The 25,686-nt window shown below is 69.8% G+C and carries 26 protein-coding genes; 20 read left to right on the top strand and 6 right to left on the bottom strand.

The genetic code is table 11. The features are described from left to right. Positions 1-17 precede the first annotated feature (17 nt). The 4 genes from GBO37_RS14615 to GBO37_RS14600 form a co-directional block, all read right to left on the bottom strand. Positions 18-902 (bottom strand): MBL fold metallo-hydrolase, encoded by an 885-nt coding sequence (locus GBO37_RS14615; RefSeq protein ID WP_139599570.1) that lies wholly within the window; start codon positions 900-902, stop codon positions 18-20. Between the two features lie 29 nt (positions 903-931). Further along, complete coding sequence (locus tag GBO37_RS14610; protein ID WP_252929803.1) at positions 932-1,144, bottom strand: DUF2892 domain-containing protein; 213 nt, start codon at positions 1,142-1,144, stop codon at positions 932-934. 79 nt (positions 1,145-1,223) lie between these two features. Continuing rightward, positions 1,224-1,904: a Crp/Fnr family transcriptional regulator gene (locus GBO37_RS14605; RefSeq protein ID WP_252929802.1), complete on the bottom strand. Its 681-nt coding sequence runs from the start codon at positions 1,902-1,904 to the stop codon at positions 1,224-1,226. A gap of 60 nt (positions 1,905-1,964) precedes the next feature. Then, positions 1,965-3,395 carry a fused MFS/spermidine synthase gene (locus GBO37_RS14600; RefSeq protein ID WP_252929801.1) on the bottom strand — a complete coding sequence of 477 codons (1,431 nt, stop codon included), beginning with the start codon at positions 3,393-3,395 and terminating at the stop codon, positions 1,965-1,967. A gap of 167 nt (positions 3,396-3,562) precedes the next feature. On the opposite strand from GBO37_RS14600, the gene chrA reads away from it, so the two are divergent. The 20 genes from chrA to GBO37_RS14505 all read left to right on the top strand — a co-directional run bounded on the left by chrA (position 3,563) and on the right by GBO37_RS14505 (position 24,977). Next, a complete protein-coding gene (gene chrA / locus GBO37_RS14595; protein WP_252929800.1) occupies positions 3,563-4,930 on the top strand; it encodes a chromate efflux transporter in 1,368 nt (455 codons plus the stop codon). Between the two features lie 66 nt (positions 4,931-4,996). Further along, the gene (locus GBO37_RS14590) at positions 4,997-5,527 is read left to right on the top strand and encodes a sigma-70 family RNA polymerase sigma factor (protein WP_127899771.1); all 531 of its coding nucleotides are present in this window, start codon (positions 4,997-4,999) and stop codon (positions 5,525-5,527) included. Further along, entirely contained in the window at positions 5,514-6,284 is a 771-nt protein-coding gene (locus GBO37_RS14585; protein ID WP_252929799.1) for an anti-sigma factor, read from the top strand. The genes GBO37_RS14590 and GBO37_RS14585 overlap by 14 nt, the downstream gene beginning before the upstream one ends. A 22-nt stretch (positions 6,285-6,306) precedes the next feature. Beyond that, positions 6,307-7,023 (top strand): Bax inhibitor-1/YccA family protein, encoded by a 717-nt coding sequence (locus GBO37_RS14580; protein WP_045982107.1) that lies wholly within the window; start codon positions 6,307-6,309, stop codon positions 7,021-7,023. 20 nt (positions 7,024-7,043) lie between these two features. After that, on the top strand, positions 7,044-7,607 hold the full coding sequence (locus tag GBO37_RS14575; protein WP_252929798.1) for a DUF2076 family protein: 564 nt from the start codon (positions 7,044-7,046) through the stop codon (positions 7,605-7,607). A 290-nt stretch (positions 7,608-7,897) separates the two neighbouring features. Further along, positions 7,898-8,764: a Ku protein gene (locus tag GBO37_RS14570; RefSeq protein ID WP_045982105.1), complete on the top strand. Its 867-nt coding sequence runs from the start codon at positions 7,898-7,900 to the stop codon at positions 8,762-8,764. 1 nt (position 8,765) lies between these two features. After that, positions 8,766-11,138, top strand: a complete 2,373-nt coding sequence (gene ligD, locus GBO37_RS14565) for a DNA ligase D (RefSeq protein ID WP_252929797.1) — start codon at positions 8,766-8,768, stop codon at positions 11,136-11,138. Between the two features lie 190 nt (positions 11,139-11,328). After that, positions 11,329-11,415, top strand: coding sequence for a K(+)-transporting ATPase subunit F (gene kdpF, locus GBO37_RS21655; protein WP_045982103.1), 87 nt, complete (start codon positions 11,329-11,331; stop codon positions 11,413-11,415). A gap of 13 nt (positions 11,416-11,428) precedes the next feature. After that, complete coding sequence (gene kdpA, locus GBO37_RS14560) at positions 11,429-13,129, top strand: potassium-transporting ATPase subunit KdpA (RefSeq protein WP_252929796.1); 1,701 nt, start codon at positions 11,429-11,431, stop codon at positions 13,127-13,129. Positions 13,130-13,140: 11 nt separating this feature from the next. Beyond that, on the top strand, positions 13,141-15,180 hold the full coding sequence (gene kdpB / locus GBO37_RS14555; RefSeq protein ID WP_305884487.1) for a potassium-transporting ATPase subunit KdpB: 2,040 nt from the start codon (positions 13,141-13,143) through the stop codon (positions 15,178-15,180). A 10-nt stretch (positions 15,181-15,190) separates the two neighbouring features. Beyond that, a complete protein-coding gene (gene kdpC / locus GBO37_RS14550; protein WP_252929795.1) occupies positions 15,191-15,781 on the top strand; it encodes a potassium-transporting ATPase subunit KdpC in 591 nt (196 codons plus the stop codon). 3 nt (positions 15,782-15,784) lie between these two features. Then, positions 15,785-18,451 (top strand): sensor histidine kinase KdpD, encoded by a 2,667-nt coding sequence (locus GBO37_RS14545; protein ID WP_252929794.1) that lies wholly within the window; start codon positions 15,785-15,787, stop codon positions 18,449-18,451. Then, the gene (locus GBO37_RS14540; protein WP_252929793.1) at positions 18,448-19,140 is read left to right on the top strand and encodes a response regulator; all 693 of its coding nucleotides are present in this window, start codon (positions 18,448-18,450) and stop codon (positions 19,138-19,140) included. Before GBO37_RS14545 ends, GBO37_RS14540 begins: the two co-directional genes overlap by 4 nt. A gap of 81 nt (positions 19,141-19,221) precedes the next feature. Further along, a complete protein-coding gene (locus GBO37_RS14535) occupies positions 19,222-19,650 on the top strand; it encodes a hypothetical protein (RefSeq protein ID WP_252929791.1) in 429 nt (142 codons plus the stop codon). A gap of 83 nt (positions 19,651-19,733) precedes the next feature. Continuing rightward, positions 19,734-20,324 (top strand): copper chaperone PCu(A)C, encoded by a 591-nt coding sequence (locus GBO37_RS14530; RefSeq protein WP_252929790.1) that lies wholly within the window; start codon positions 19,734-19,736, stop codon positions 20,322-20,324. Between the two features lie 2 nt (positions 20,325-20,326). Beyond that, the gene (locus GBO37_RS14525) at positions 20,327-20,932 is read left to right on the top strand and encodes an SCO family protein (RefSeq protein WP_252929788.1); all 606 of its coding nucleotides are present in this window, start codon (positions 20,327-20,329) and stop codon (positions 20,930-20,932) included. A gap of 57 nt (positions 20,933-20,989) precedes the next feature. Then, on the top strand, positions 20,990-22,360 hold the full coding sequence (locus GBO37_RS14520) for a PepSY domain-containing protein (RefSeq protein ID WP_252929786.1): 1,371 nt from the start codon (positions 20,990-20,992) through the stop codon (positions 22,358-22,360). Positions 22,361-22,481: 121 nt separating this feature from the next. Next, positions 22,482-22,922 carry a DUF2231 domain-containing protein gene (locus tag GBO37_RS14515; RefSeq protein WP_139598017.1) on the top strand — a complete coding sequence of 147 codons (441 nt, stop codon included), beginning with the start codon at positions 22,482-22,484 and terminating at the stop codon, positions 22,920-22,922. 13 nt (positions 22,923-22,935) lie between these two features. Beyond that, positions 22,936-24,447 (top strand): sorbosone dehydrogenase family protein, encoded by a 1,512-nt coding sequence (locus GBO37_RS14510; protein WP_252929784.1) that lies wholly within the window; start codon positions 22,936-22,938, stop codon positions 24,445-24,447. 65 nt (positions 24,448-24,512) lie between these two features. Beyond that, complete coding sequence (locus tag GBO37_RS14505; RefSeq protein ID WP_252929782.1) at positions 24,513-24,977, top strand: hypothetical protein; 465 nt, start codon at positions 24,513-24,515, stop codon at positions 24,975-24,977. Here GBO37_RS14505 and GBO37_RS14500 read toward each other — a convergent pair. Together GBO37_RS14500 and GBO37_RS14495 are read right to left on the bottom strand one after the other, a co-directional pair. Then, entirely contained in the window at positions 24,974-25,111 is a 138-nt protein-coding gene (locus GBO37_RS14500; protein ID WP_252929780.1) for a hypothetical protein, read from the bottom strand. The genes GBO37_RS14505 and GBO37_RS14500 overlap by 4 nt on opposite strands. A gap of 174 nt (positions 25,112-25,285) precedes the next feature. Then, positions 25,286-25,630, bottom strand: a complete 345-nt coding sequence (locus GBO37_RS14495; RefSeq protein WP_252929778.1) for a hypothetical protein — start codon at positions 25,628-25,630, stop codon at positions 25,286-25,288. Between the last annotated feature and the right edge of the window lie 56 nt (positions 25,631-25,686).

Here is a 25,686-nt window from a genome sequence, read left to right as displayed (position 1 = left end):
GTCTGGAGATGGCGGGGTCAGAGGCCGTTGACCGGCACCTTGAGCATGGGACGCCCATCCTTGTCGGTGGGCATGACGCCTGCGCGCATGTTGACCTGTAGCGAGGGAATGATCAGCTGCGGCACCGCCAGCGTGGCGTCGCGTGCGGTGCGAAAGGCCACGAATTCCGCGCGCGTCTTGCCGCCGCCGACATGGATGTTGTGGGCGCGTTCCTCGGCCACGGTGGTCTCCCACCGGATCTCGCGGCCGTTGGGACCGTAATCGTGGCACATGAACAGACGGGTCGCGTCGGGCAGCGACAGCACCTTCTGGATGCTGTCATAGAGGACGCCCGCATCGCCGCCCGGAAAATCGGCCCGTGCGGATCCGCCATCGGGCATGAACAGCGTGTCGCCCACGAATGCCGCATCGCCCATCACATGCGTCATGCAGGCCGGCGTGTGGCCGGGCGTATGCAGGGCCACGACCGGCATCGTGCCCACATGATAGACGTCGCCATCCTTGAACAGCGCGTCGAACTGGCTGCCGTCGCGCTGGAATTCCGTACCCTCGTTGAAGATCTTGCCGAAGGTGTCCTGCACGACCATGATCCCATCGCCGATCCCGATCCGGCCGCCCAGGGCCGCCTGGATATAGGGCGCGGCGGACAGGTGGTCGGCATGGACATGGGTTTCGATGATCCATTCCAGGGTCAGGCCATGCTCGCGGATATGGGCGATGATCGCATCGGCATGATCATAGGTGATCCGCCCCGCAGCATAGTCGATGTCCATCACCGAATCGACCACCGCACAGGCGGTGGAGCCCGGATCGCGCACGACATAGCTGATGGTATGGGTGGCCGGATCAAAAAACGGGGTCACGATGGGCGCGACGGACATGTCGATCGGATAGTCGGTCATGATGGTCCTCAAGTCGAAAACGGGCGGTATCAGCGGCGGCAGGTCCGCATCCCCAGCAGCGTGTAAAGCGGGCAGACCCTGACAGCGGCGGTGAGCATCAGCACGACGCCCGCGATGACCGCCAGGGCGCGCGGAAGACCGCCTTGAAACGCGGGCCAACCGCTGGCCAGGGCCACAAGGATCAGGGCCGCCCCCAGCACCAGGCGAAGGGTTCGGTCGGCGGGTCCGATGTTGCGTGTCATGGCGGGATCCCCGTGCTGGCTTTCGACCGTGATACAGGATTTCGCGACGCCGGTCGGTGACAAGATCACCAAGTCCCCATCAGGGGCGCGACCCACCGCCGTCCTGCGCCGCCAGCCGTCCGATCGCGGCCGCGTCCAGCAGGTCGACCACCCCCCGCGCCTGCCCGATCCAGCCGCGCCGCTGAAACTCGCCCAGCTGCCGAGAGATCACCTCGCGCGCGGTGCCCAGTTCAGCCGCCAGCTGCTGATGGGTGGCCCTGATCTGCCCCGTGTCGCGGGCCAGTTCGATCAGCTTCTGCGCCAGCCGGATATCCAGCCGTTGAAAGGCGATCTCCTCGATCACCATGAACAGGTCGGACATGCGCCGCGCATAGGCGGTGAAGATGAAGGTCCGGAATTCGACCGACCGCGACGCCAGATCGTCGAACAGCGCGCGCGGAATCGCCGCCGCGCGGACGTCGGTCTCTGCGATCCCCTCGGCAGAGTAGTCCTCGTGCGCCAGCAGGCAGGCCGTGGTCATCACGCAGCTTTCCCCGGCCGCCACGCGATAGAGGACGATCTCGCGGCCCTCTTCCGACGTCTGCTGGACCCTGACGCGGCCGTCCAGCAGCAGCAGCAGATGCTCGGGCGGCTTTCCGGGACCAAAGACGACGGTGCCGGCCGGAACCGTCAGGATCAGGCTCTGCTTCAGCAGCGTCGCGCGCAGGTCCGGTCCCAATCTGGCCAGTCCGGGAAACTGCGAAAGCCAGTCTTGTGCCATGGTGCCCCCCTTCGCATTCCCCGACCATAGGTCGGACGGTGCGGCGATGACAGGGTGGTCCTAACGGTGGCCGATCCAGCCACGATCATCGGTGAAGGCGCGTCCGGCCGCCAGCCGGACCGGACCGTATTCCGCCGGATAGGCGTCCACCGGGCCAAGCGGCGCGTCCGCTGCCGCCAGCATGATGTTGGCCAACCCGCGGTCGCTGACCGGACCCTGGACTGCCTGGACGTGGGGATAAAGCTCGCTCAGGATCGCGTGGATGCCCCGCGCCAGCGGACCGTCGGGTGCGTCGATCAGGTTCACGTAGACCGGGCCGTCGACGATGTCGCGCAGACGGGCATAGGTTTCCCGCGTGGCCAGGTGCGCAGGCACCGACCCCGACGAGAACGCGTCCATCACCACAGCGTCGAACCGCTGTTCGGTCCGGTTCAGGAACACCCGGCCGTCCGCATGGACAATGCCAAGACGCGCGCCCTCCTCGCGGTCGATCATCGCGCCGGCCCAAGGCAGGCTGTCGCGGACCACGCGGGTGATCAGGGGATCGATCTCGACCGCGACGGCGCGGGCATCGACGCGCGATTCCAGCAGCATCGCGGGCAATGAATAGCCGCCCCCGCCGATGAACAGGACCGACGGCGCCGCGCCCAGGTCGCGGTCCATCCGCGACCAGATCCAGTCCGTATAGGCAAGCGTCAGGCGGTCGCCCCCATCGGCCGCAACGCGTTCGGCGGCCTGCTGGGTGCGGTCGGAATAAAGGCGCACCGCGCCGCCATGACGCTGTACGTCGATGCAGGACATCCCCGATTCGTAACGGCACAGCGGCCCGCTGGCGGTGATCGCCGCGACCGCCACCGCGCCTGCCGCGACCGCGATCACGGCATCGGGCCGCGACAGGCCGCCCGCGCCCCCCTTGCCGCCAGCCCGCACCAGCACCGCGCAGATCAGCGCCCCCGCGCCGCATCCGGCAAAGGTCGCCACCGATCCCACCAGCGGCAGCGTCACGAACCCCGCCAGCACCGCGCCCGCGATCGCCCCAAGCGATCCGGCCGCCAGGACCATGCCCAGGGACGACCCCTCGCGGCCGGGACGGGCGTCGACGGCCATCTTGGCCAGGAAGGGCGACGGAAAGCTGACCAGCACGGATGCGGGAAAGAAGGCCAGGATCACCGCCAGAAGCATCCCCCCGGTGTCGCGCGCACCCAGGGCATAGACCAGCCCCAGGACCGCGGGCGAGGCCGCCATCAGCGCCGCCGTCGCCACCAGCGCCAGCCTGACGCTGCGCACGGCCACCGCGGGGTCGCGTTCGGCCACCAGCCCGCCAAGCGCGCTGCCAAGCGAGAACCCGGTCAAGATCGTGGCGATCACCGACGTCCAGGTCACCAGCGAGGTGCCGAAGAACGGCGCCAGCACGCGGCCTGCGGCGATCTCGTATGTCAGGCCGATGGCCGACAGCACGAGGATCAGGGTGATCGTGGTCCAGAACCGCATCGGGGTCTCCTTCCGGGGGCATCGTGTCGGGTCGGGTTGCCCTGCCATGGAACGCGGCGCAAGGGAATGGGTGCCCCTGTCACGGCGCCGCCATGCGGCCGCGTTAGCTTGACCGGCGCCCGTGGCGCGGGCTAACCGCGCGGGACATGGCTTGCAGAGGACCCGTGATGCCCGACCGCGCCTATCCGACCCTGGCCCAGGCCGCGCGCATCTGGGCGCGGATCGGCCTGCTGAGCTTTGGCGGCCCCGCGGGCCAGATCGCCCTGATGCACCGCATCCTGGTCGAGGAGAACCGGTGGCTGGGTGAACGGCGGTTCCTGCACGCGCTGAACTACTGCATGCTGCTGCCCGGTCCCGAGGCGATGCAACTGGCCGTCTATATCGGCTGGCTGATGCACCGCACCCTGGGCGGGATCATCGCCGGGCTTCTGTTCGTGGTGCCGGGCATGGTGGCGATCATGGCCCTGTCCTGGATCTATGCGATCTGGGGCGATACCGGCGCGTTGGAGGGACTGTTCTTCGGCCTCAAGGCCGCGGTGCTGGCCATCGTGGTCCAGGCGGTGATCCGCATCGGGTCGCGCGCGCTGAGAAACCGCGTGATGGTCGGCATCGCGGCGGCGTCCTTCGTCGCGATCTTCGCCTTTGGCGTGCCGTTTCCGGTGATCGTCCTGGGTGCGGCCCTGGCCGGGTTCCTCGGCGCGATAGCCGGGCTGGCGGCGTTTCGGGGCGGCGGCGGGCACGGTGCCGCGGGCGGTGCGCCTATTGCGGATGCCGACACGCTGCTGGGCGACGGCACGCCCGATCACACGCGGGTCAGCGCCGGATGGGCCGCGCGCATATCGGCGGTGTTCCTGGGCCTGTGGCTGCTGCCGGTGGCCGCGCTGTTCCTGGCGCTTGGGCCCAAGGACGTCTTTGCACAGATCGCCGGGTTCTTCAGCGTGATGGCGGTGGTGACCTTCGGCGGCGCCTATGCCGTCCTGGCCTATGTCGCCCAGCAGGCGGTCGAGACCTATGGCTGGCTGGCACCCGGAGAGATGCTGGACGGACTGGGCATGGCAGAGACCACGCCGGGTCCGCTGATCATGGTGACCCAGTTCGTGGGCTTCATGGGCGCGCTGCGCGAGGCGGGCGGCCTGCCGCCGCTATTGGCCGGGACCCTGGGGGGGCTGCTGACCACCTGGGTCACGTTCCTCCCCTGCTTCCTGTGGATCTTTCTGGGCGCGCCCTTCATCGAACGCCTGCGCGACAACCACGCGCTGACGGCGGCGCTGACCGCGGTGACCGCGGCGGTGGTGGGGGNGATCCTGAACCTGGCGCTGTGGTTCGGGCTGCATGTGCTGTTCGAACAGCTGCGCCCGGTGGGCGCGATGGGGCTGGACCTGGACCTGCCGGTCTGGCGGACGCTGGACCCGGCGGCGCTGGTGCTGATCTTGGCCGCGATGATCGCGGTCTTCCGCCTGCGCGCAGGGACGGTCCCGGTGCTGGCGGGTTGTGCCCTGGCCGGGTTGGCGCTGCACCTGGCGGGGATCGTCTGAGGCGCGGCGGATTTTTTCGACGCAGCCGGGAAGAGAACCGCGGCCGGTTGCGTCTATGACTGTATCATGACCCGGACACGCGACCCCATCCTGGATCTGCTGGCGCCGCTGCGGCGCTATGCCTTCGCGCTGACCCGCGACAGGGCCGAGGCCGACGACCTGGTCCAGGACGCCCTGCTGCGCGGCCACGAACAGCGCCGCCAGCTGGCCCCCGGCAAGGCGCCGGGACCGTGGCTGCGCGCGATCCTGCGCAACCGGTTCCTGGACCGCCGCCGCCACGACCAGGCCCAGTCCCGCCGCGAGGCGCAGTTCGCCCAGCTGACCCCCCTGGCCCAGGACGCGCCCCAGGACGACGCCCTGCGCCTGTCGCAGCTGCGCCAGGCCTTCCTGGACCTGCCCGACGACCAGCGCGAGGCGCTGGCCCTGATCGCGGTCGAGGGGCTGTCCTATGCCGAGGCAGGCCAGCTGCTGGGCATCCCGCCCGGCACGGTCATGTCGCGTGTGTCGCGCGCCCGCGCCCGGCTGCGCGCGTTCGAGGACGAGGCCCCCGCACGCCCGGCCCTCAAGATCATCGGAGGACGCGATGCTGAAGGATGATCCGCAGATCGGCCCCGCCGACCTGGATGCCTATGTCGACGACCAGCTGACCCAGGCCCAACGCGCCCAGGTCGAGGCGCATCTGTCGCGCCATCCCGACGCCGCCGCCCACGTGATGCGCGACCTGTCGCTGCGCCGCGACCTGCGCCGGGCGCTGGCCGCGCCGTCCGCGCCGCGTCCGCTGCTGGGCGCCGCGCGGCGGCTTGCGACGGCGCGTCGGCGCGATGCGCAGCTGCGCCGGGTCCTGCGCATCGTGCCGGCCGCGCTGCTGGTGGGGCTGGGCTGGCTGGCCCATGCCGGCCTGGGGCCGCTGTCGGTGCGCGAAGGCGTCGCGGCATCGCCCGCCCCCGCATCGGTCACGGCGGCCCTGTCGGCGCATCAGGTCAGCCTGCTGCGCCTGGACATGACCTCGCAGCCCGGCATCAGCCGCCTGGACCCGGTCGAGATGCGCGCCGCCACCGGCATCGTGCTGCCCCGGTTTCCCGACGACTGGACGGTGCGCGACGCGCAGGTCTTCCCCTCGCCCCAGGGTCCGGGGATCGAGATCCTGTTCGACACGCCCGATCTGGGCACGATCAGCCATTTCGCGGTCCGCGCCGGCAGCTTCGACGTGACCCTGCCCCGCCTGCACCAGACGCCCGACCACGGCATCGCCTGGTTCCAGATCGGAGAGATCGCGCATGTGCTGGTCGCGGGCGACGACCATGCCGACCCGCTGCTCGCGACATCGGTCGCGCTGTCGGACACGCTCTACTGACATCAACCAACCGGAGGTTTTCATGCAACCCATCCGCCAGACCGGCCGCAGCGCCGGTTTCGCCCCCGCCGCCGTCCTGGACGACGGCCTGCGCGCGCACATGCTGCGCATCTACAACTACATGGGCCTGGGCCTGCTGGTGACCGGGCTGGTCGCGGTCGCGGTGGCCTCGGTCCCGGCGATCTACGTGCCGATCTTCAGCTCGCCCCTGCGGTGGGTGGTGATGCTGGCGCCGCTGGCCTTCGTGATGTTCCTGTCCTTCCGGATCGAGACCGTCTCGGCCGCCACGGCGCAGACGCTGTTCTGGGCCTTCTGCGCGGTGATGGGCCTGTCGCTGGCCTCAATCTTCCTGGTCTTCACGGGCACGTCGATCGCGCGCGCCTTCTTCGGCGCCGCCGCCATGTTCGCAGGCATGAGCCTCTATGGCTACACGACCAAGCGCGACCTGTCGAAGTTCGGCAGCTTCCTGATCATGGGCCTGATCGGCGTCATCATCGCCAGCATCATCAACATCTTCCTGGGCTCGTCCGCGCTGCAGTTCGCGATCTCGATCATCGGCATCCTGGTCTTCGTCGGCCTGACGGCCTGGGACACGCAGTCGATCAAGCTGGCCTACAGCGAACATCACGATGCCGAGACGCACCAGAAACTGGCGGTCATGGGCGCGTTGTCACTGTACCTGAACTTCATCAACCTGTTCCAGCTGCTGCTGAGCCTGACCGGCCAGCGCGAGGAATGACCGAAAGAGGACCCGAACCCATGGACCAGAACGACCGCCACGCCATCGAGGGGCTGTTCGGCAAGCTGGGCCAGGCTGCCCAAGCCCAGCCCCATCGCGACCCCGAGGCCGAGGCGCTGATCGCCGACCTGATCGCCCGCAATCCCGGCGCGGCCTATTACCTGGCCCAGACCGTGATCATGCAGGAACAGGCGCTGAACGCCGCCGAACAGCAGATGCAGCAGGTGCAGGCGCAGCCCGCGCCGGCCTCGGGCGGGCTCTTCGGCAAGCTGTTCGGCGGCAGCAAACCCCAGCCCCGCCCGATGGCCCATCGCCCCGCGCCCCAGCCCTACGGCCAGCCCGCCCACGGGCAGCAGCCGCAGGGGTCGGGACCGTGGAGCAGCGGCCGCCCCTCGGGCGGTGGCTTCATGGCCGGCGCGGCGCAGACCGCGATGGGTGTCGCAGGCGGCGTGCTGCTGGGCAATGCCATCGGCGGCATGTTCGCAGGCCCTGCCGACGCCTCGGAGATGGAGCAGGAGCCCGCGATGGAGGAGGACGCCGGTTTCGACGACCCGGGCTTTGACGACGGCGGTTTCGAGGAATGATCACCACGGCGCCCGGAACCCCCGGGCGCCGCCTTTCGGCAGATGGCATGGCGATGCGCCCTTGCCGCATTGGCGTTCCGCGCTGTCGTTGACGCGCCACGACGCAATCAGCACGATCGACTTCGCCCCGCAATCCGGAGCCCGCGGCATCGGTGCTGGTGACACTGCGACCTGCAATGCCGTGATCGCTGGCAGCAGTGACACCCGGGCAATGCGTGCCGACGTCCTTCCATGATACGACTGAACTTATCGGTCCGTTTCGGCGTTTCCCCGGAAAGCAGGAGGATGTCATGGCGTCACGTGCGGTCTGGAAGGGGCAGCTGCGCTTGTCCCTGGTGGCCATCCCGGTCGAGCTGCATGCCGCGACCAAGACCGGGGCGCGCGTGTCCTTCCGCCAGATCCACGGCCCCTCTGGCAAGCCTGTGCGCTATGAGAAGACCGTGGCCGGCATCGGGCCGGTCAAGAGCGACGACATCCTGAAGGGATACGAGACGGGCGACGGCAACTATCTGCTGCTGGAACCCGACGAGATCGACGCGATCAAGCTGGACACCAAGAAGACGCTGGAACTGGTACAGTTCGTCGACCAGTCCGAGATCCCGCCCCTGTACTACAACAAGCCCTATTACGTGGTGCCGACCGACGATCTGGCCGAGGACGCCTATCGCGTGGTCCGCGACGCCCTGCGGGCCGAGAAGAAGACCGCCCTGGGCCAGTTGACCATGCGCGGCCGCGAATACCTGTGCGCGATCCGACCCTGCGGCGACGGGCTGCTGCTGGAAACGCTGCGCTATGAGGACGAGATCCGCGAGGCGGAGCCGCTGTTCGCCGCGATCGAGGACGCTGCCAGCGACGCCGACCTGCTGGAGGTCGCGACCCAGCTGATCCGGCGCAAGTCCTCGGCGTTCGATGCCGATGCGTTCCGCGACCATTACGACCAGGCGCTGCGCGCGCTGATCGAGACGAAGCGCAAGAACCGCAAGACCCCCCGCGCCAAGGCGGCCGAGGATGACGACCGCCCGTCGGGCGGCAACGTCGTGGACCTGATGTCCGCGCTGAAGGAGAGCCTGAAGAAGGACGGCGGCAAGGCCAAGGCCAAGCCCGCCGCAAAGCCCGCCTCCAAGCCGCGTGCCAAGCCCAAGTCGAAATCCGCCTGACATGGCCGATCTGGGCGCCTATCTGGACAAGCGCGATTTCGGGGCGACCCCCGAACCGCAGGCGGACGGCACCCCTTCGGCGCTTGGGCTGCGCTATTCGATGCAGAACCACGACGCCACGCGGCTGCACTGGGACCTGCGGCTGGAATGGGACGGGGTGCTGCTGTCCTGGGCGGTGACGCGGGGGCCGTCGCTGGACCCGGCCGACAAACGGCTGGCCGTGCGGACCGAGGATCACCCCCTGTCCTATCTGACCTTCGAGGGCACGATCCCGAAGGGCCATTACGGCGCGGGCACCGTGATGCTGTGGGATCTGGGCTGGTGGCAACCGCTTGAACCCGCGGCGCGCGGGCTGGCCAAGGGGCACCTGAAGTTCCGGCTGCACGGTCGGCGGATGACCGGCGACTGGAACCTGATCCGCATGGCGCGCCGGGACAAGCGCGACAACTGGCTGCTGGTCAAGATCGACGACGAGGCCGCGGGCCAGCGCGACCCGGTGGCGCGCTATCGCACCAGCGTGGCGTCCGGGCGCAGCTTTGCAGCGATCCGCGCGGACAAGGCCGCCTGCCTGCCCGACCATTCCGGCACCCGTCCCGGCCACCGGCCCGTGCAGCTGGCGACGCTGACGGACGATCTGGCCGATCACGCCACGCATTGGCACGAGCTGAAGCTGGACGGCTATCGCGCGCAGGTGGCGCTTGGCGCGGGCGGCCCGCGTGTCTTCACGCGGGCGGGCCATGACTGGACCGACCGTTTCGCCGACCTGATCCCCGCCCTGCGCGACATCCCCTGTGCCTCGGCGCTGATCGACGGAGAGATCGTGGCCGGCGCCGGGCTGCAGGGGTTCGGCACGCTGCAGGACGCGATCGCGGTGGGCGGGCCGTTCGGATACGTGGCCTTCGATCTGCTGCATCTGGACGGGCGCGACCTGACGGACCAGCCCCTAACCGAACGCCGCGCCGTGCTGGAGGGCCTGCTGCGCCCCCTGCCGCCGATGGGCGCGGTGGCGCTGTCGCCCGTCATCCACGGCCCGGCGGACGAGGCGCTGGCGCTGATCTGCGGCAATGCCGGCGAGGGGGTGATCGCCAAGCGGACCGATGCCCCCTATCGCGGCGGGCGCAGCCGCGACTGGCTGAAGATCAAGTGCCGCAGGCAGGGTACGTTCCGCATCGTCGGCTGGCAGGCCAGCACCAGCCGCGGCAGGCCCTTCGCCTCGTTGGCGCTGGCCTGCGACCGGGACGGGGGACTGGCCTATATGGGCAAGGTCGGAACCGGGTTCGACCAGGACACGATGGCCGACCTTGCCCGGCGCATGGAACCGCTGGTGCGCAGGGACGCCCCCGTCAAGGCCCCCCGCCGGGAGGTCGCGGGCATGACCTGGATCGACCCGGACCTGACCGCCCGGATCGATTACGCCGAAACCACCGCCCAGGGTCGCCTGCGCCATGCGGTGTATCTGGGCCTGCACGATGAGGGTCCGCCGATGCGAACGCCTGCCCCGACCGTCGCGATCAGCAGCGGCGACCGCGTGATCTTTGACAAGCCGCGCCTGACCAAGGCGGGGCTGGCCGAGTATTATCGCGCGGCCGCACCGCTGATGCTGCCCGAACTGGCCGGGCGGCCCCTGTCCCTGCTGCGCCTGCCCGACGGCATGGCCGGCGAGCGGTTCTTTCAGAAGCACCCCGGCAAGGGCTTTCCCGCCGCGCTGAAGATCCAGCAGATCGCCGACAAGGACGGCGCGACCAGCCCCTATGCCTTTGTCACCGACGTCGACGGCATCCTGGGCGCGGTGCAGATGGGCACGGTCGAATTTCACATCTGGGGCGCCCGTCGCGACCGGCTGGACCGACCCGACCGCATGGTCTTTGACTTGGACCCCGACGAGGGCCTGGGCTTTGCCGCGACCCGCCGCGCCGCGCTGGAGCTGCGCGACCGGCTGTCGGGGCTTGGCCTTCGGTCCTGGGCGATGCTGTCGGGGGGCAAGGGCGTCCATGTGATCGTGCCGCTGCGCCGCACCGCGGCCTGGGACACGGTCAAGCTGTTCAGCCGCGGCGTGGCGATGCTGACGGCACAGGCCCATCCCGACCGCTTCACCGCCGAGATGTCCAAGGCAAAGCGCAAGGGCCGCATCTTCGTCGACTGGCTGAGGAACGAACGCGGCGCGACGGCCATCGCGCCCTTCTCCGTGCGCGCCCGCCCCGGCGCGCCGGTGGCCTGCCCGGTCAGCTGGGACGAACTGGGGCGCATCCGCAAGGCTGGGGCGTTCTCGACCGTGCAGGCGCTGGAGCGGGGCTGGGCCGACACCGACCCGCCGCCCGCCCAGACCCTGTCGGCGGCCGTGATCGCGGCGCTGGACGCGGCGCTGACGGCATGATCCTTACGCGGCCCTTACGCCCCCGGCCGGGATCACGCATGGCATCCTGACGCGCGCCTGCGGGATGATCGGACATCACTCATCAAGGGGATGTTCATGTCCGACATCATCTATCTTCTGCTTGGCGCAGGCGGGTTTCTGGCCATGATGGCCGGAACACGCGCGCTGGCTCGTTCGTGACGGGGCGCCGATGGTCGACCTGGTTCTTGGCCTTGCCGTCGCGGCGGGCCTGTTCGCCTATCTGGTCGTGGCGCTGATGCGTCCCGACCGGTTCTGATGGGGGCGCGTCCATGTCCCCCTTTCTTGTCTTCGCGCTCTACGGCGCCGTCACGGTCGGCCTCGCCTGGCTGCTGGCCGGTCACATGCACCGCGTCTTTACCGGTCGGCGCGTCTGGTCCAGCCCGCTGATCGCCCCGGTTGAACGGGCCTTCCTGTCGGCCGCGGGCGTCACCGCCGGGCGCGGCCAGACCTGGTCGGGCTATGCCATGGCCGTGCTGGTCTTCAACCTGGCGGGGTTCCTGCTTCTCTATGCGATCCTGCGGCTGCAGGGCATGCTGCCGTGGAACCCCCAGGGCATCGGCCCAATGGCGCCGGACCTGGCCTTCAACACCGCGATCAGCTTTGTCACCAACACCAACTGGCAGGCCTATTCCGGAGAGGTCCAGCTGTCCTACCTATCCCAGATGGTCGGGCTGACGGTGCAGAACTTCGTCTCGGCCGCCACGGGCATGGCGGTCGCGGTGGCGATCGTGCGCGGCTTTGCCGCCAAGGGCGACGGCCGCTTGGGCAATTTCTGGGTCGATGCGACGCGGGCGGTCCTTTATATCCTGCTGCCGCTGTCGATCCTGGCGGCCGTGGTGCTGATCTGGCAGGGCGTGCCGCAATCGCTGTCGGCCTATGTCCGCGCGACCACGCTGGAGGGCGCAGGCCAAGTCATCGCCCAAGGCCCCGCCGCGGCCCAGATCGCCATCAAGCAGCTGGGCACCAACGGCGGCGGCTTCTTCGGCGTCAATTCGACCCATCCGCTGGAAAACCCGACGATCCTGTCGAACATCATCCAGTCCGTCTATCTGCTGCTGATCCCGGTCGCCTTCTGCTTCCTCTTCGGGCGCATGGTGGGCGACCGGCGGCAGGGCTGGGCGATCTTCGCCGCGATGGGCGTGCTGTTCGTGGCGGGCCTTCTGCTGATGAACGCCCCCGAACAGGCGGGCAACCCCGCTTTGGCCCAAGCCACCGGCATCACCGGCCCCAACATGGAGGGCAAGGAGGTCCGCTTTGGCGCCACCCTGTCAGTGCTGTGGGCCGAGGCCACGACCGCCGCGTCGAACGGGTCGGTCAACGCGATGCATGACAGCTTCATGCCCCTGTCCGGCCTTGTGATGATGCTGAACATGCAGGTTGGAGAGGTGATCTTCGGCGGCGTCGGCTCGGGCCTTTACGGCATGCTGCTCTATGTCGTGCTGGCGGTGTTCCTGGCCGGGCTGATGGTCGGGCGCACGCCGGAATACCTGGGCAAGAAGATCGAGGGGCGCGAGGTCACGCTGTCGGTCCTGGCCTTCCTGTCGATGCCCTTGGGCATCCTGGTCTTCGGCGCGCTGTCCGTGGTCATCCCCGCGGGCCTGGCCGCGGTGCAGGACGCCGGGCCGCACGGCCTGTCCGAGGTCCTTTATGCCTACAGCTCGGCCACCGGCAACAACGGCTCGGCCTTTGGCGGCTTCGGGGCGGCGGCGCCGTTCCACACCACCCTGCAGGGCATCGCGATGATCCTGGGACGCTATGCGATCATCGTGCCGATGCTGGCGGTCGCAGGATCCCTGGCCCTGAAGTCGCCGGTCCCGGCCACGGCGGGGACGTTCCCCACCCACGGCCCGCTGTTCGTCCTGCTGCTGGTCATCACCGTGCTGATCCTGGGCGCGCTGACCTTCTTTCCGGCCCTGGTCCTGGGCCCCATCGCCGAGCATGTGTCCATGCTGGGCGGGCAAACCTTCTGAGGCGTTCATCCATGTCGAAACATTCGCTTCCCGTGCCGTCGATGGGGGCGCTGGCCCCCGCGGCGGCGCGACAGGCGCTGGCCAAGCTGGCCCCGCGCCTGCTGCTCAAGAACCCGGTCATCTTCGCCACCGCCGTGGCGGCGCTGATGGTCAGCGTGCTGGGCCTGCGCGACCTTGCCCTGGGCGTGTCCGGCGGCGGCGTCGCGGTCCAGATCGCGTTCTGGCTGTGGGCGGCCGTGCTGATCGCCAACTTTGCCGAGGCCCTGGCCGAGGGGCGCGGCCGCGCCCGCGCCGACAGCCTGCGCGCCACCAAGTCCGACACGATGGTCCGCGTGCTGCCCGCCCCCGATAGCGCACATGACGTCGCCACGATCGTCCCGTCGGCCAGCCTGAAGCAGGGCCAGATCCTGCTGGTCGTCGCGGGCGACATCATTCCGGCCGATGCCGAGGTGATGCGCGGCGTGGCATCGGTCGACGAAAGCGCGATCACCGGCGAAAGCGCCCCGGTGATCCGCGAATCCCGCGGCGATTTCAGTTCGGTCACGGGCGGCACGCGCATCGTGTCGGACTGGCTGGTGCTGCGCGTCACCGCGGAACCCGGGCGCAGCTTCCTCGATCGCATGATCGCGCTGGTCGAGGGTGCCGAGCGTGGGCGCACCCCGAACGAGATCGCGCTGAATATCCTGCTGTCAGGCCTGACGCTGATCTTCCTGTTCGTGGTGGTCACGCTGGAGCCTTTCGCGCGCTATTCCGGCATCTCGATCCCGGTGGTGTTCCTGGCGGCGCTGTTCGTGACGCTGATCCCCACGACCATCGGCGGGCTTCTGTCGGCCATCGGCATCGCGGGCATGGACCGCCTGGCCCGGGCCAACGTGGTCGCGAAATCCGGCCGCGCGGTCGAGGCCGCGGGCGACGTGGACGTGCTGCTGCTGGACAAGACCGGCACAATCACCTTCGGCAACCGCATGGCCGACGCGCTGATCCCGGCGCAGGGCGTCTCGCCGGCCGATCTGGCCCGCGCCGCCCTGGCCGCCAGCCGCGCCGACGACACCCCCGAGGGCAAGTCCCTGGTCGAGCTGGCCCGCCGCCAGCCCGGCGCGGACGCGCCCCTGGCCGACACGGCCGAGGCCATCGCGTTCTCGGCCCAGACCCGCCTGTCGGGCGCCGACCTGACCGATGGCACACAGCTGCGCAAGGGGTCGGTCGATGCGATCCTGCGCCATACCGGGGCGGCGATGGATGCCGCGCTGGCCGCGTCGGTCGACCAGATCGCGCGGTCAGGCGGCACGCCGCTGCTGGTGTCGCAGGGTGCGCGCATCATGGGTGCGGTGCATCTGAAGGACATCATCAAGCCCGGCGTACGCGAACGGTTCGGGGAATTGCGCGCCATGGGTATCCGCACGGTGATGATCACCGGCGACAACCCCCTGACCGCCGCCGCCATCGCGGCCGAGGCGGGCGTGGACGATTTCCTGGCCGAGGCCACGCCCGAAAACAAGCTGGAGCTGATCCGCGCCGAGCAGGCCAAGGGCCAGCTGGTCGCCATGTGCGGCGATGGATCGAACGACGCGCCCGCGCTGGCCCAGGCCGATGTGGGCGTGGCGATGAATTCCGGCACCTCGGCCGCCAAGGAGGCCGCGAACCTGATCGACCTGGACAGCGACCCGACCAAGCTGATCGAGGTCGTGTTGGTGGGCAAGCAGCTGCTGATCAGCCGCGGCGCGCTGACCACCTTCAGCATCGCCAACGACGTGGCGAAATACTTCGCCATCCTGCCCGCGCTGTTCATCGCCGCCTATCCCGGCCTGGCCGTGCTGAACGTGATGGGCCTGGAAAGCGCGCAGAGCGCGATCCTGTCGGCGGTGATCTTCAACGCGCTGGTGATCCTGGCGCTGATCCCGCTGGCGCTGCGGGGGGTGAAATACGCGCCCGCCAGCGCGGCGGCCCTGCTGCGGCGCAACCTGACGATCTATGGCCTGGGCGGCCTGATCGTCCCCTTCCTGGGCATCAAGGCCATCGACATGGCCGTGACCGCCCTGGGCCTGGCGTGAGGAGACAGCCATGATCGACCATATCCGACCCGCTTTGGCGACCCTGGGCCTGATGACCGTGCTGACGGGGGTGGCCTATCCGCTGGCCCTGACCGGGCTGGGCCAGACGCTGATGCCGCACCAGGCCAATGCCAGCCTGATCGTCCGCGACGGGCAGGTCATCGGCTCGGCCCTGGTGGGGCAGGCCTTTGCCGCGCCGGGATACCTGCATCCGCGCCCGTCCGCGGTCGATTACGACGCGGCGGCGGCGGGGGCCTCGAACCTGGGGCCGACCAGCGCGGCGCTGATCGCCGATCAGGCGGGGCGCGCGGTGGATTTCGTCGCATCGACCGGGGCGGCCAGCGTGCCGGTGGATGCCGTCACCGCCTCGGGCAGCGGACTGGACCCGCATGTCTCGCCCGAGAACGCGCGGGCGCAGGCCGGGCGCATCGCCGCGGCGCGGGGCGTTCCCCAGGCCCGGGTCGCGGCGCTGATCGAGGCGCAGGTCGAGCCGCGCTGGCTGGGCCTTTTTGGGGAACCGCGCGTGAACGTGCTGGCCGTCAATCTGGCCCTTGACGCGGCCTTCCCCGCGGCCCCCACTGGACCCCGAACCGAAGGCTGATCCATGACCGAGCTGCGCCCCGAACCCGACGCCCTGCTGGCCCAGGCCGAACGCGAGGGGCGCGGGCGGCTGAAGATCTTTCTGGGCGCGGCCCCCGGCGTGGGCAAGACCTATGCCATGCTGGAGGCCGCGCGCCGTCGCGCGGCCGAGGGCGTGGACGTGGTCGCCGCCGTCGTCGAGACGCATGGCCGGGCCGAGACCGAGGCGCTGCTGCAGGGGTTGGACCTGCTGCCCAAGCGGGCGCAGTTCTATCGCGAGCGCATCCTGCACGAGATGGATCTGGACGCGCTGCTGGAGCGTCGCCCGCAGCTGGCCCTGATCGACGAACTGGCCCATTCCAACATCCCGGGATCGCGCCATGACAAGCGCTGGCAGGACGTCGAGGAGGTGCTGGCCGCGGGCATCGACGTGCTGACCACGCTGAACGTGCAGCACCTTGAGACGCTGAACGACCGAGTCGCGCGGATTTCGGGCGTGCGCGTGCGCGAGACGGTGCCCGATGCCGTCCTGGCCCGCGCCGACGAGGTCGAGCTGATCGACCTGCCCACCGAGGAGCTGATCGAGCGGCTGCGCGCGGGCAAGGTCTATGTCCAGGACCAGATCGCGCGGGCGGTGCAGAACTTCTTTTCCAAGGGCAACCTGACGGCACTGCGCGAACTGGCCATGCGCGCCGCCGCCGACCGCGTGGACGCGCAGCTGCGCGAGCACATGCGCGCCAATGCCATCGGCGGGCCGTGGCCCGCGCAGGAACGCATCCTGGTCGCGCTGACCGAAAGCCCGGTCGCACGCACGCTGGTGCGGACCGCGAAACGCATGGCCGACCGCGCGCGGGTCGAATGGGTGGCGGTCACCGTGACCTCGGCCCGGTCCGAGGCCCTGTCCGATCCCGACCGGGACGCGCTGGCCCAGGCCCTGCGCCTGGCCGAACGCCTTGGCGGCGAGGTGGCGACCCTGTCCGCCGCGGGCCCCGTCGCCGACGAGATCCTGGACTATGCCCGCCGCCGCAACGTCAGCCGCATCCTGCTGGGCCGCCCGCGGCCCCGTCCCTGGTGGCGGCGCATCGGCCGCCAGAACGTCGCCCGCGCCGTGACCGAGGCCGGCCGCGATTTCGAGGTGACAGTCGTCTCGGATCCGCAACGGACACCCACCCCGCCGGCGGTGCGCCACTGGTCCGTGGACCGCGACCCGCGCGCCTATGCCAAGGCCACGCTGACGGTGATCGCGGCCAGCCTGCTGGCCCTGTCGGCCGACCGGATCTTTCCCGTCACCTCGCTGTCGCTGATCTTCATGACAGGGGTGATCGTGGTCGCGGTGCGCCAGGGCCTGTGGCCGTCGCTTTATGCGTCCTGCCTCAGCTTCCTGACCTACAACTTCTTCTTCACCGATCCGCGCAACACGTTCCTGGTGATCCGCCAGGACCAGATCATGACGCTGCTGCTGTTCCTGATCGCCTCGGGGCTGACCGGCAACCTGGCCGCGCGGCTGCGCGACCGGGCCCTGGCACAGCGCGACATCGCGATGCGGACGAACCTGCTGTACGATTTCGCGCGCCAGGTCGCCGGCGCCGGATCCGCGGTCGAGGTCCTGCGCGCCGCCGCGATCCATGTCGGCGCGGCCCTGGGATGCGACACCGTGGTGATGCGCCCCGGCCCCCTGGGCCGCCCGGTGATCGAGGTGGCCGAACCGCCCCGCGACACGCTGGCCCTGCGCGACGCATCCGCCGCCGATTACGCCTGGACCCGCGGCGAGGAGGCCGGGCGCGGCTCGGGCACCCTGCCCGCCAGCGACTGGCTGTTCCTGCCCGTCGGCACCGAGGGGCGGCGGCTGGCCGTCCTGGRCATCGCCTATCCCGACGGGCGCAGTCTGGCGCCGATGGACCGCCGCCTGCTGGACGCGATGACCGATCAGACCGGCATCGCGCTGGAACGCATCGCGCTGCAGGCCGACCTGGAACAGGCGCTGGTCACGTCCGAGGCCGAACGCCTGCGCGCCGCCCTGCTGTCCTCGGTCAGCCATGACCTGCGCACGCCTTTGGTGTCGATCATCGGCGCGGCATCGTCGCTGGCCGATCCGGCGCTGGACCTGGCCGCCCCCGCCCGCGCCAGCATGGCCGCCACCATCCGCGACGAGGGCGAACGGCTGGACCGCTACATCCAGAACCTTCTGGACATGACGCGGCTTGGCCACGGCGCGCTGGTGCCCAAGCGCATGCCCGCCGACCTGCGCGAAATCGCGGGCAGCGCGCGGCATCGCCTGCGCGGCGCGCTGCGCGATCACCGGGTCGAGGTCGCGGTCCCCGACGATCTGCCGCAGGTGCTGGTCGATCCGCTGCTGATCGAGCAGGTGGTGATGAACCTTCTGGACAACGCCGCGAAATACGCCCCCGAGGGCAGCCGCATCGACGTGACCGCACGTGTCGACGGGGCACGGGCCGAACTGTCGGTCGGCGACGACGGCCCCGGCATCCCGGCCGACGCGCGCGGCCGGGTCTTCGACATGTTCTATCGCGTGGCCGAGGGCGACGGTCAGCGCGCGGGCACGGGCCTGGGTCTTGCCATCGCGCGCGGCATCGTCGAAGCCCATGGCGGCACCATCGCCGCCCACCCCGCCCGCGCGGACGGGCGCGGCACCCGCATCACCTTGACCCTGCCGCTGGACACGCCCGCATGACCCTGCCCGCCCGCATCCTGATCATCGACGACGAGGCCCCGATCCGCCGCTTCCTGCGCGTCGCGCTGGAGGCGCAGGGCCATCACGTGACAGAGGCCGCCACCGGCCGCGACGGCATCGAGGCCTGCGCCCTGACCACCCCCGAGGCGGTGATTCTGGACCTGGACCTGCCCGACATGGACGGGCGCGCGGTCCTGGCCCGACTGCGCGAATGGAGCCAGGTCCCGGTCCTGGTCCTGTCGGTCCGCGCGTCCGAGGCCGACAAGGTCGCCCTGCTGGACGCCGGCGCACAGGACTACGTGACCAAGCCCTTTGGCATCGGGGAACTGCTGGCCCGACTGCGCGGCCTTCTGCGCGACCGGTCGGGTGCGGCTCCGCAGGGGGCGGCGCTGCAGGTGGCCGACCTGACCATCGACGCCGCCGCCCGGACGGTCCTCAAGGGCGGCACCGAGATCCACCTGACCCGCAAGGAGTTCGACCTGCTGTGGCTGTTGGCGTCGAATGCCGGGCGGCTGGTGACGCAGGGCATGGCGCTGGAACATGTCTGGGGAAAGGCCCATCTGGAGGACAGCCACTATCTGCGCGTCTTCATCCGGCAGCTGCGCGCCAAGATCGGCGACGATGCGGGCAACCCGTCCTACATCTTCACCGAATCCGGGGTGGGCTATCGCTTTGCATCGGGGTCGTGACGCGTCGGGCCTGCGGCCTTGGCGCATCTTCCCTTTGGTTTCGGGCTGCGCTATCGATGCCGCGCATTCCGGGAGACAGCGTTGATCCGTCGCGATTCCCAGACCGACAGACCGCAGCGGGCCCGGCTGACGCCGGGGCGTGCACTGCGCTGGCTGGTGCTGGTGCCGTTCCTGATGCTGGCCACGATCAGCCAGGGCACGTTGATCGAGGCCGCCCCCGCGGGCGGCGTGCGGATCGTTCTGTGCACCGGCACCGGCATGGTCGACGCGATCATGACCCCCGACGGGCAGGTCCATCCCGACGACCAGCCGGGTCGCGGCGGCCATCCCGGCACCCCGCCCTGTGACTGGGCGTTGCACGGGCAATCGATGCTGGCCTCCCCCGCCGTCGACATGGCGTCGCCGCGGTTCTGCGAACTGGACGCCGATTTCGGGACCGACATCCCCCTCCATCTTCGCCGGGCCGAGGTTCTGACCCCCGCCGCCCGCGGACCACCCGCCCTCGTCTGAGACCGACGCGACGACCGGGCCCGCCCGGCACCGCGACCGTCCGGCCGCCGCATTCCGGCCGCCGCGAACACGACCGTTCACAGATGAGACATGCCATAACGACCTTTCCCTTTCTGGCCGCGCTTGCGGTCGCGACCCTGCTGGCCCCTGCCGCATGGGCGCACGGCACCGGCGACGGTGCGGACCATGCGGGCCATACCGCTGCCCATGCGGCGCCCCTGTCCCTGCCCGGCCCGGATGCGGCGTGGCAGGTCGGCGAGCTGACCGTCACCGCGCCCTATGCCCGCGCCACCCTGCCCAATGCCCCCGTCGCGGGCGGCTTTCTGACGATCGCCAATGAGGGCGCCGCGGACGATCGCCTGGTCGCCGCCACATCTGACATCGCCGGACGGATGGAGATCCATCAGATGACCATGTCGGGCGACATCATGACGATGGGCCCGGTAGAGGACGGCCTGCCGATCCCGGCCGGACAGACCGTGGCGCTGCAGCCCGGCGGCTATCACCTGATGTTCCTGCAGCTGGCGGCCCCGCTGGTCCAGGGCGACAGCATCGGCGTCACCCTGACCTTCGAGGGTGCCGGCGACATCACCGTGCCGCTGTCGATCCAGGCGTTCAACGCGCGCGCGGCGGGCGATGCCCCGCAGGGCGCCGATCCGCACGCGGGGCATTGACCATGACCCGACAGACGCTTCGCCTGGTACGGGTGCTGGCCTGGACCGCGGTCGTGGTGGCCGGCGCCGCGCTTCTGTGGGCCACGGTCCTGCGGCCCGCGCTGACCGACCACCAGGTCGCCATGCAGCAGTTGGGCAAGGGTGATTACACCCTTGTCACCGCGGATGGCCAGCCGTTCACCCAGGCCGATCTGCAGGGTCAGCCGACCGCCGTCTTCTTCGGCTTCACCCATTGCCCCGACGTGTGTCCCACCACCCTGGGCGAGGTCACCGCCTGGCAGGACGAGCTGGCCCGGGACGGCCAGACGCTGCGCACGCTGTTCATCACCGTGGACCCCGAACGCGACACGCGCGAGGTCCTGGGCGAATACGTGTCCTGGGTGCCCGGCGTCACCGGCATCACCGGAGAGCGGGCCGAGATCGACAAGGCCGTCGCCGCCTTTCGCGCCTTTGCGCAGCGGGTGCCGCTGGAGGGGGGCGACTATACCGTCAACCACTCGACCCAGGTGCTGCTGTTCGACGATGGCGGCGATTTTTTCGGCCTCGTCTCCTATCAGGAGGACCACGACCGCGCGATGGGCACCATCCGGCGCCTGCTGGCCAGCTGATCCCTGGGCGGCGCGGGTCCGCGCCGCTGCATCCCCACAGAACCAACAGGGAAACCCATGTCCGATGCGACCCTGGACGCCTCGCCCCGCCCGCGCGCGGCCGTGTCCGATCTGTACCGCGCCGTCTGGCGCTGGCATTTCTATGCGGGACTGTTCGTCCTGCCGTTCCTGATCACGCTGGCCGTCACCGGCGCGGCCTATCTGTTCCGCGACGAGATCGACGCCATCATCCATGCCGACATCAAGCGGGTCGAGGTCGCGCAGACCGGCACGCTGAGCCCCGAGGCGATCGTCGCCTCGGCCGTGACCGCGGTGCCCGGCCGCGCGGTCAAGTACACCGACCCGCCAACGGCCGCCGCCTCGGCCGAGGTGACGGTCGCCACCGACGACGGGCGCCGCATGGCGGTCTATGTCAACCCCTACGAGGGTTACGTCCTGGGCGCGCGCCCCGACCGCAGCACGGTCATGTGGACGGTGCGCTATCTGCACAGCCTGCGCTATTTCGGGCCCGTCGCCCGCGGCGTGATCGAGATCGTGGGCGGCTGGACGATCCTGCTGGTCGCCACCGGCATCTATCTGTGGTGGCCGCGCGGCCAGGCGGGGGGCGTCCTGTCGGTCCGGGGCGACCGGCGCAGGCGCGTCTTCTGGCGCGACACCCATGCGGTGACCGGCATCGTGGTGGGCGGCTTCATCGTGTTCCTGGCGGTGACCGGCATGCCCTGGTCGCAGGTCTGGGGCGGCAAGGTCAACGAATGGGCCAACGGGCACAACTTCGGCTATCCGTCGGGCGTGCGCGTCGACGTGCCGATGTCGGACCAGCGCCTGACCGACACGGCACAGACATCGTGGTCGCTGGAGCAGGCGCGCGTTCCCGAAACCCCGCCCCCGGCCCAGGGTGCCGTACCCATCGGGCTGAACGCCGCCGTGGCGGCGTTCGAACGGCTTGGCCTGCATCCGGGCTTTTCGGTGGTGCTGCCGTCATCGCCCACCGGGGTGTACAGCGGGTCGGCCTATCCCGACGACCTGGCCCAGCAGCGCGTGGTCCATCTGGACCAGTACAGCGGCCGATCCCTGGTCGACATGAGCTATGCCGATTACGGCCCCATGGGACGCTGGCTGGAATTCGGCATCAACACCCATATGGGCCAGCAGTTCGGCCTGGCGAACCAGATCCTGCTGCTGGCGGTCTGCGGGGGCGTCGTCCTGCTGGCGGTGTCCGGCGGGGTGATGTGGTGGAAGCGTCGCCCGTCGCGGTCGATGGGCGTGCCGCCGATGCCCGCCGACCGTCGGGTGTTCCGCGGCCTGTTGGCCATCCTGGCGGTGGGTGGCATCCTGTTCCCGCTGACCGGCGCATCGCTGCTGGTGATGCTGGCGCTGGACACCGCGATCCGACGCCTGCGCGACACGGGGTCGCACGCCGCCGCCTGACACTTCGCGGGGCCGCGCCCGGTTTCGGCGCGGTCCCGGCACGGTCATGGTACATCCGGGCGGAACATCGCGGGCATTTGGCGGTTCTATTGATCATAATGCATTTCACGAAAGCGATCCCATGGCCGCAACCGCCTATTCCCCGCACCCCATCGGCGCGCGGCGCCCCGTTCCGGGACTGTCCGTCCTGACCCATATGTCCGCGGGCCTGCTGGCCCTGCCGGTGGTGACAGATTACGCCTATCTGCAGACCACCGTCCTGATGTGGAAGGACTTTTCGTCCTGGCTGCTGTTCTTCGGCCTGATCGTTGCCGGGGTCGGCTGCGTGCTGTGGCTGATCGGCCTGCTGACGCGCCGCCCCGGCCCGTCCTGGGGCGCGGTCGGGATGTATGTGCTGGTAATGCTGGCCGCCTTCTTCAACAGCCTGCTGCATGCGGGCGACGGCTGGACCGCCATCATGCCCTGGGGCATCACGCTGTCCGTCGTGACCTGCGTGCTGATGCTGCTGGCGGCGGTGCTGAACCGTCGCGCCACCGCCCCCCTGTCCCTGCGCACCGCCTGAAAAGGACGCCATCATGACCATCCATACCTCCACCCTGCGTCGCAGGCTGATGCTGTCCGGTTCCGCCGTCCTGACGCTTGGCCTTGCCATGCCGATGGCCGCCGCCGCGCAGGATTCCGAAGGGTTCGACATCACCAGCCAGATCGGTCCCGATCCGGTCCTGCCCGAACCGAAATTCGTCAATCCGCTGCCAAGCGTGAACGTGGCCGAGGTCGTGGGCTGGGCCGACGGCCAGACCCCGGCCGTCCCCGAGGGGCTGACGATCAGCGCCTATGCCACCGACCTGGTCAATCCGCGCACCGTCCATACGCTGCCCAACGGCGACGTGCTGGTGGTCCAGTCGCGCGCGCCGGAGGGTAAGCCGAAATACCGCCCCAAGGATTTCGTCCGGGGCTGGATCATGGCCTTTGCGGCGGGCGGCGGTGACGCCCCCCCGGCGGAAAGCAACCTGATCACGCTGCTGCGCGACACCGACCGCGACGGCACGGTGGACGAACGTCACGACCTGCTGACCGGGCTGCATTCGCCCTTCGGCCTGGCTTGGATCGACGACACGCTGTATGTCGCCGCCGCCGATGCGGTGATCTCCTATCCCTATGCCCTGGGCGACACGGTGATCGATGCCGAACCCACGACGGTCACGCCGCTGCCGGGCGGTCCGCTGAACCACCACTGGACCAAGGATCTGGCGCTCAGCCCGGACGGAACGATGCTGTACGCGTCGGTCGGCTCGAACTCGAACGCCGCCGAGAACGGGATGGAGGCCGAAAAGGGCCGCGCCGCCATCTGGCAGATCGATCGCGAGACGGGGGCGTCCAAAATCTATGCGTCGGGGCTGCGCAACCCGAACGGCCTGACCTTCAACCCTGACAGCGGCGCGCTGTGGGCGGTCATCAACGAACGTGACGAACTGGGGCCGAACCTGGTGCCCGACTACATGACCTCGGTCCAGGAAGACGCGTTCTATGGCTGGCCCTACAGCTATTACGGCGATCACGTGGACGCCCGTGTGCGCCCGGCGCGGCCCGATCTGGTCGAGACGGCGATCGCGCCCGATTATGCGCTGTCCAGCCACGTGGCGGCCCTGGGTCTGGTCTTCACCAATGGCGCAGCGATGCCCGACGCCTTTGCGAACGGTGCCTTTGTCGGTCAGCGCGGCAGCTGGAACCGGGACGAGTTCAACGGCTACAAGGTGTCCTATGTCCCCTTCGCCGACGGCCGCCCGGACGGGATGATGCAGGATGTCGTGACCGGTTTCCTGGTCGACGGCAAGGTGCATGGGCGCCCCGTGGGCCTGGGCATCGACGGGACCGGCGCGCTGCTGGTCGCGGATGATGCCGGCAACACGGTCTGGCGCGTGGCCGCGACCGATGGCACGGTGATCCCCGAACCGATCGACACGGACCGGATCGAAGCACCGGCCGAAACGCCGGCGCCGACGCCCGCCGAACCGGAGGCCGCGCCCGAGACGCCCGCGCCGGCCTCCCCGGCGCCCGCGCCTGTGCCGGCGGCACCCGCGAACTGATCATCCTTGCGATCCGATGCCGCCATGCGATCATGGCGGCATCGTCATGTTGAAAAGGGGGCGCCATGTCGTTCAGCAGCTGGAAGGCCGACAAGGCCAAGACCGCCCTCATCGACGAGGCGCAGGCTTTGGCCGACAGGCTGGCAGACGCCAAGCCGCATTTTGTCGAGAGCCAGGCCGCCGCCGCATGGTTCTGGCAGGCCTTTCATCTGGCCGACGGCCAGGACCTGAACAGCCTCTCAGACTGGCCCCCCGCCGCGCGCAAACGGTTCGTGTCAGGCGCCGTCACGCGGATCGCGGCCCTGCGCAAGGCGCGGGAATATGACAGCAGCGACGGGCTGGCGATCTGGATGCACACCGCCCGTGCCCTGTCCGAACCGCAGATGCTGCCCGCCGTCCGCGCGATCTGGCAACATGTCCGGAATGCCCCGCTGAACGCCGACTCCATGGCCCAGGACCTGATCGAGGATGCCGGCCTGACCTATGTCCCCGGTCGCCGGGTCCCGGACGGTTTCGGGCCGGACGACTAGGGCGTCTTGTCGCCCAGACCCTTGAACCAGGTGGCATAGGGGGTGTTGTGGACCATGTGTCGTCCCAGATCGGGGGCCCCATCCGTCCACCAGACCGGGCCTCGTTCGCCCAGCAGAACCTTGGCCGCATCCACGGCGCGGCGTGCCTAGGCCAGTGCCGTCGCATCATTCGTTGCCTTGGCCGCTTTGACCGCCCGCCGCGCATCCATCAGGGCCGCGACATGGCGGGCGCGCATGTCCGGGTCCAAGCCCGGATCGGATGCCCGCCGATGTAACGCCCGTCCGGCGTCTGCAGGACCGAACCGCGATCAGCCATGACGCGCCATCCTGCCGCCCAGCCCCGCCGCCAGCATGGCCGGCACGGCCAGTGCTGCCAGCAGGGCCACCGCGAAGGGGACCATCCCGTCGCCCCGCGACCACAGCAGCATCGCGGGCAGCTGCGCCATCGTCAGCATCAGCCCGGCCAGCCACGCACGCCGCACAAGCCACGCCCCCGCAAGCCCCGATGCCAGCAGCAGCGCCGGATAGGCCAGCGTCCAGTAGAGGCCGGCATCCCAAGGTTCGGCCACCCCCTCGACCGCGGCAAAGCCACCCCACAGGACGATGCCCGCGATGCCAAGGCACAGGGGTCTGACGATGTCGGGCGGGATCATGGCGGACCTTCGGTTGCGATGCATCGCCATCGAAACACAGATGCGGCCTGGTTGCA

The organism is Paracoccus sp. 08 (assembly GCF_024105395.1).
Lineage (GTDB): Bacteria > Pseudomonadota > Alphaproteobacteria > Rhodobacterales > Rhodobacteraceae > Paracoccus > Paracoccus marcusii.
Note: the sequence above shows the minus strand (reverse complement) of the source record. Positions and strands in the feature narration are given on the sequence as shown.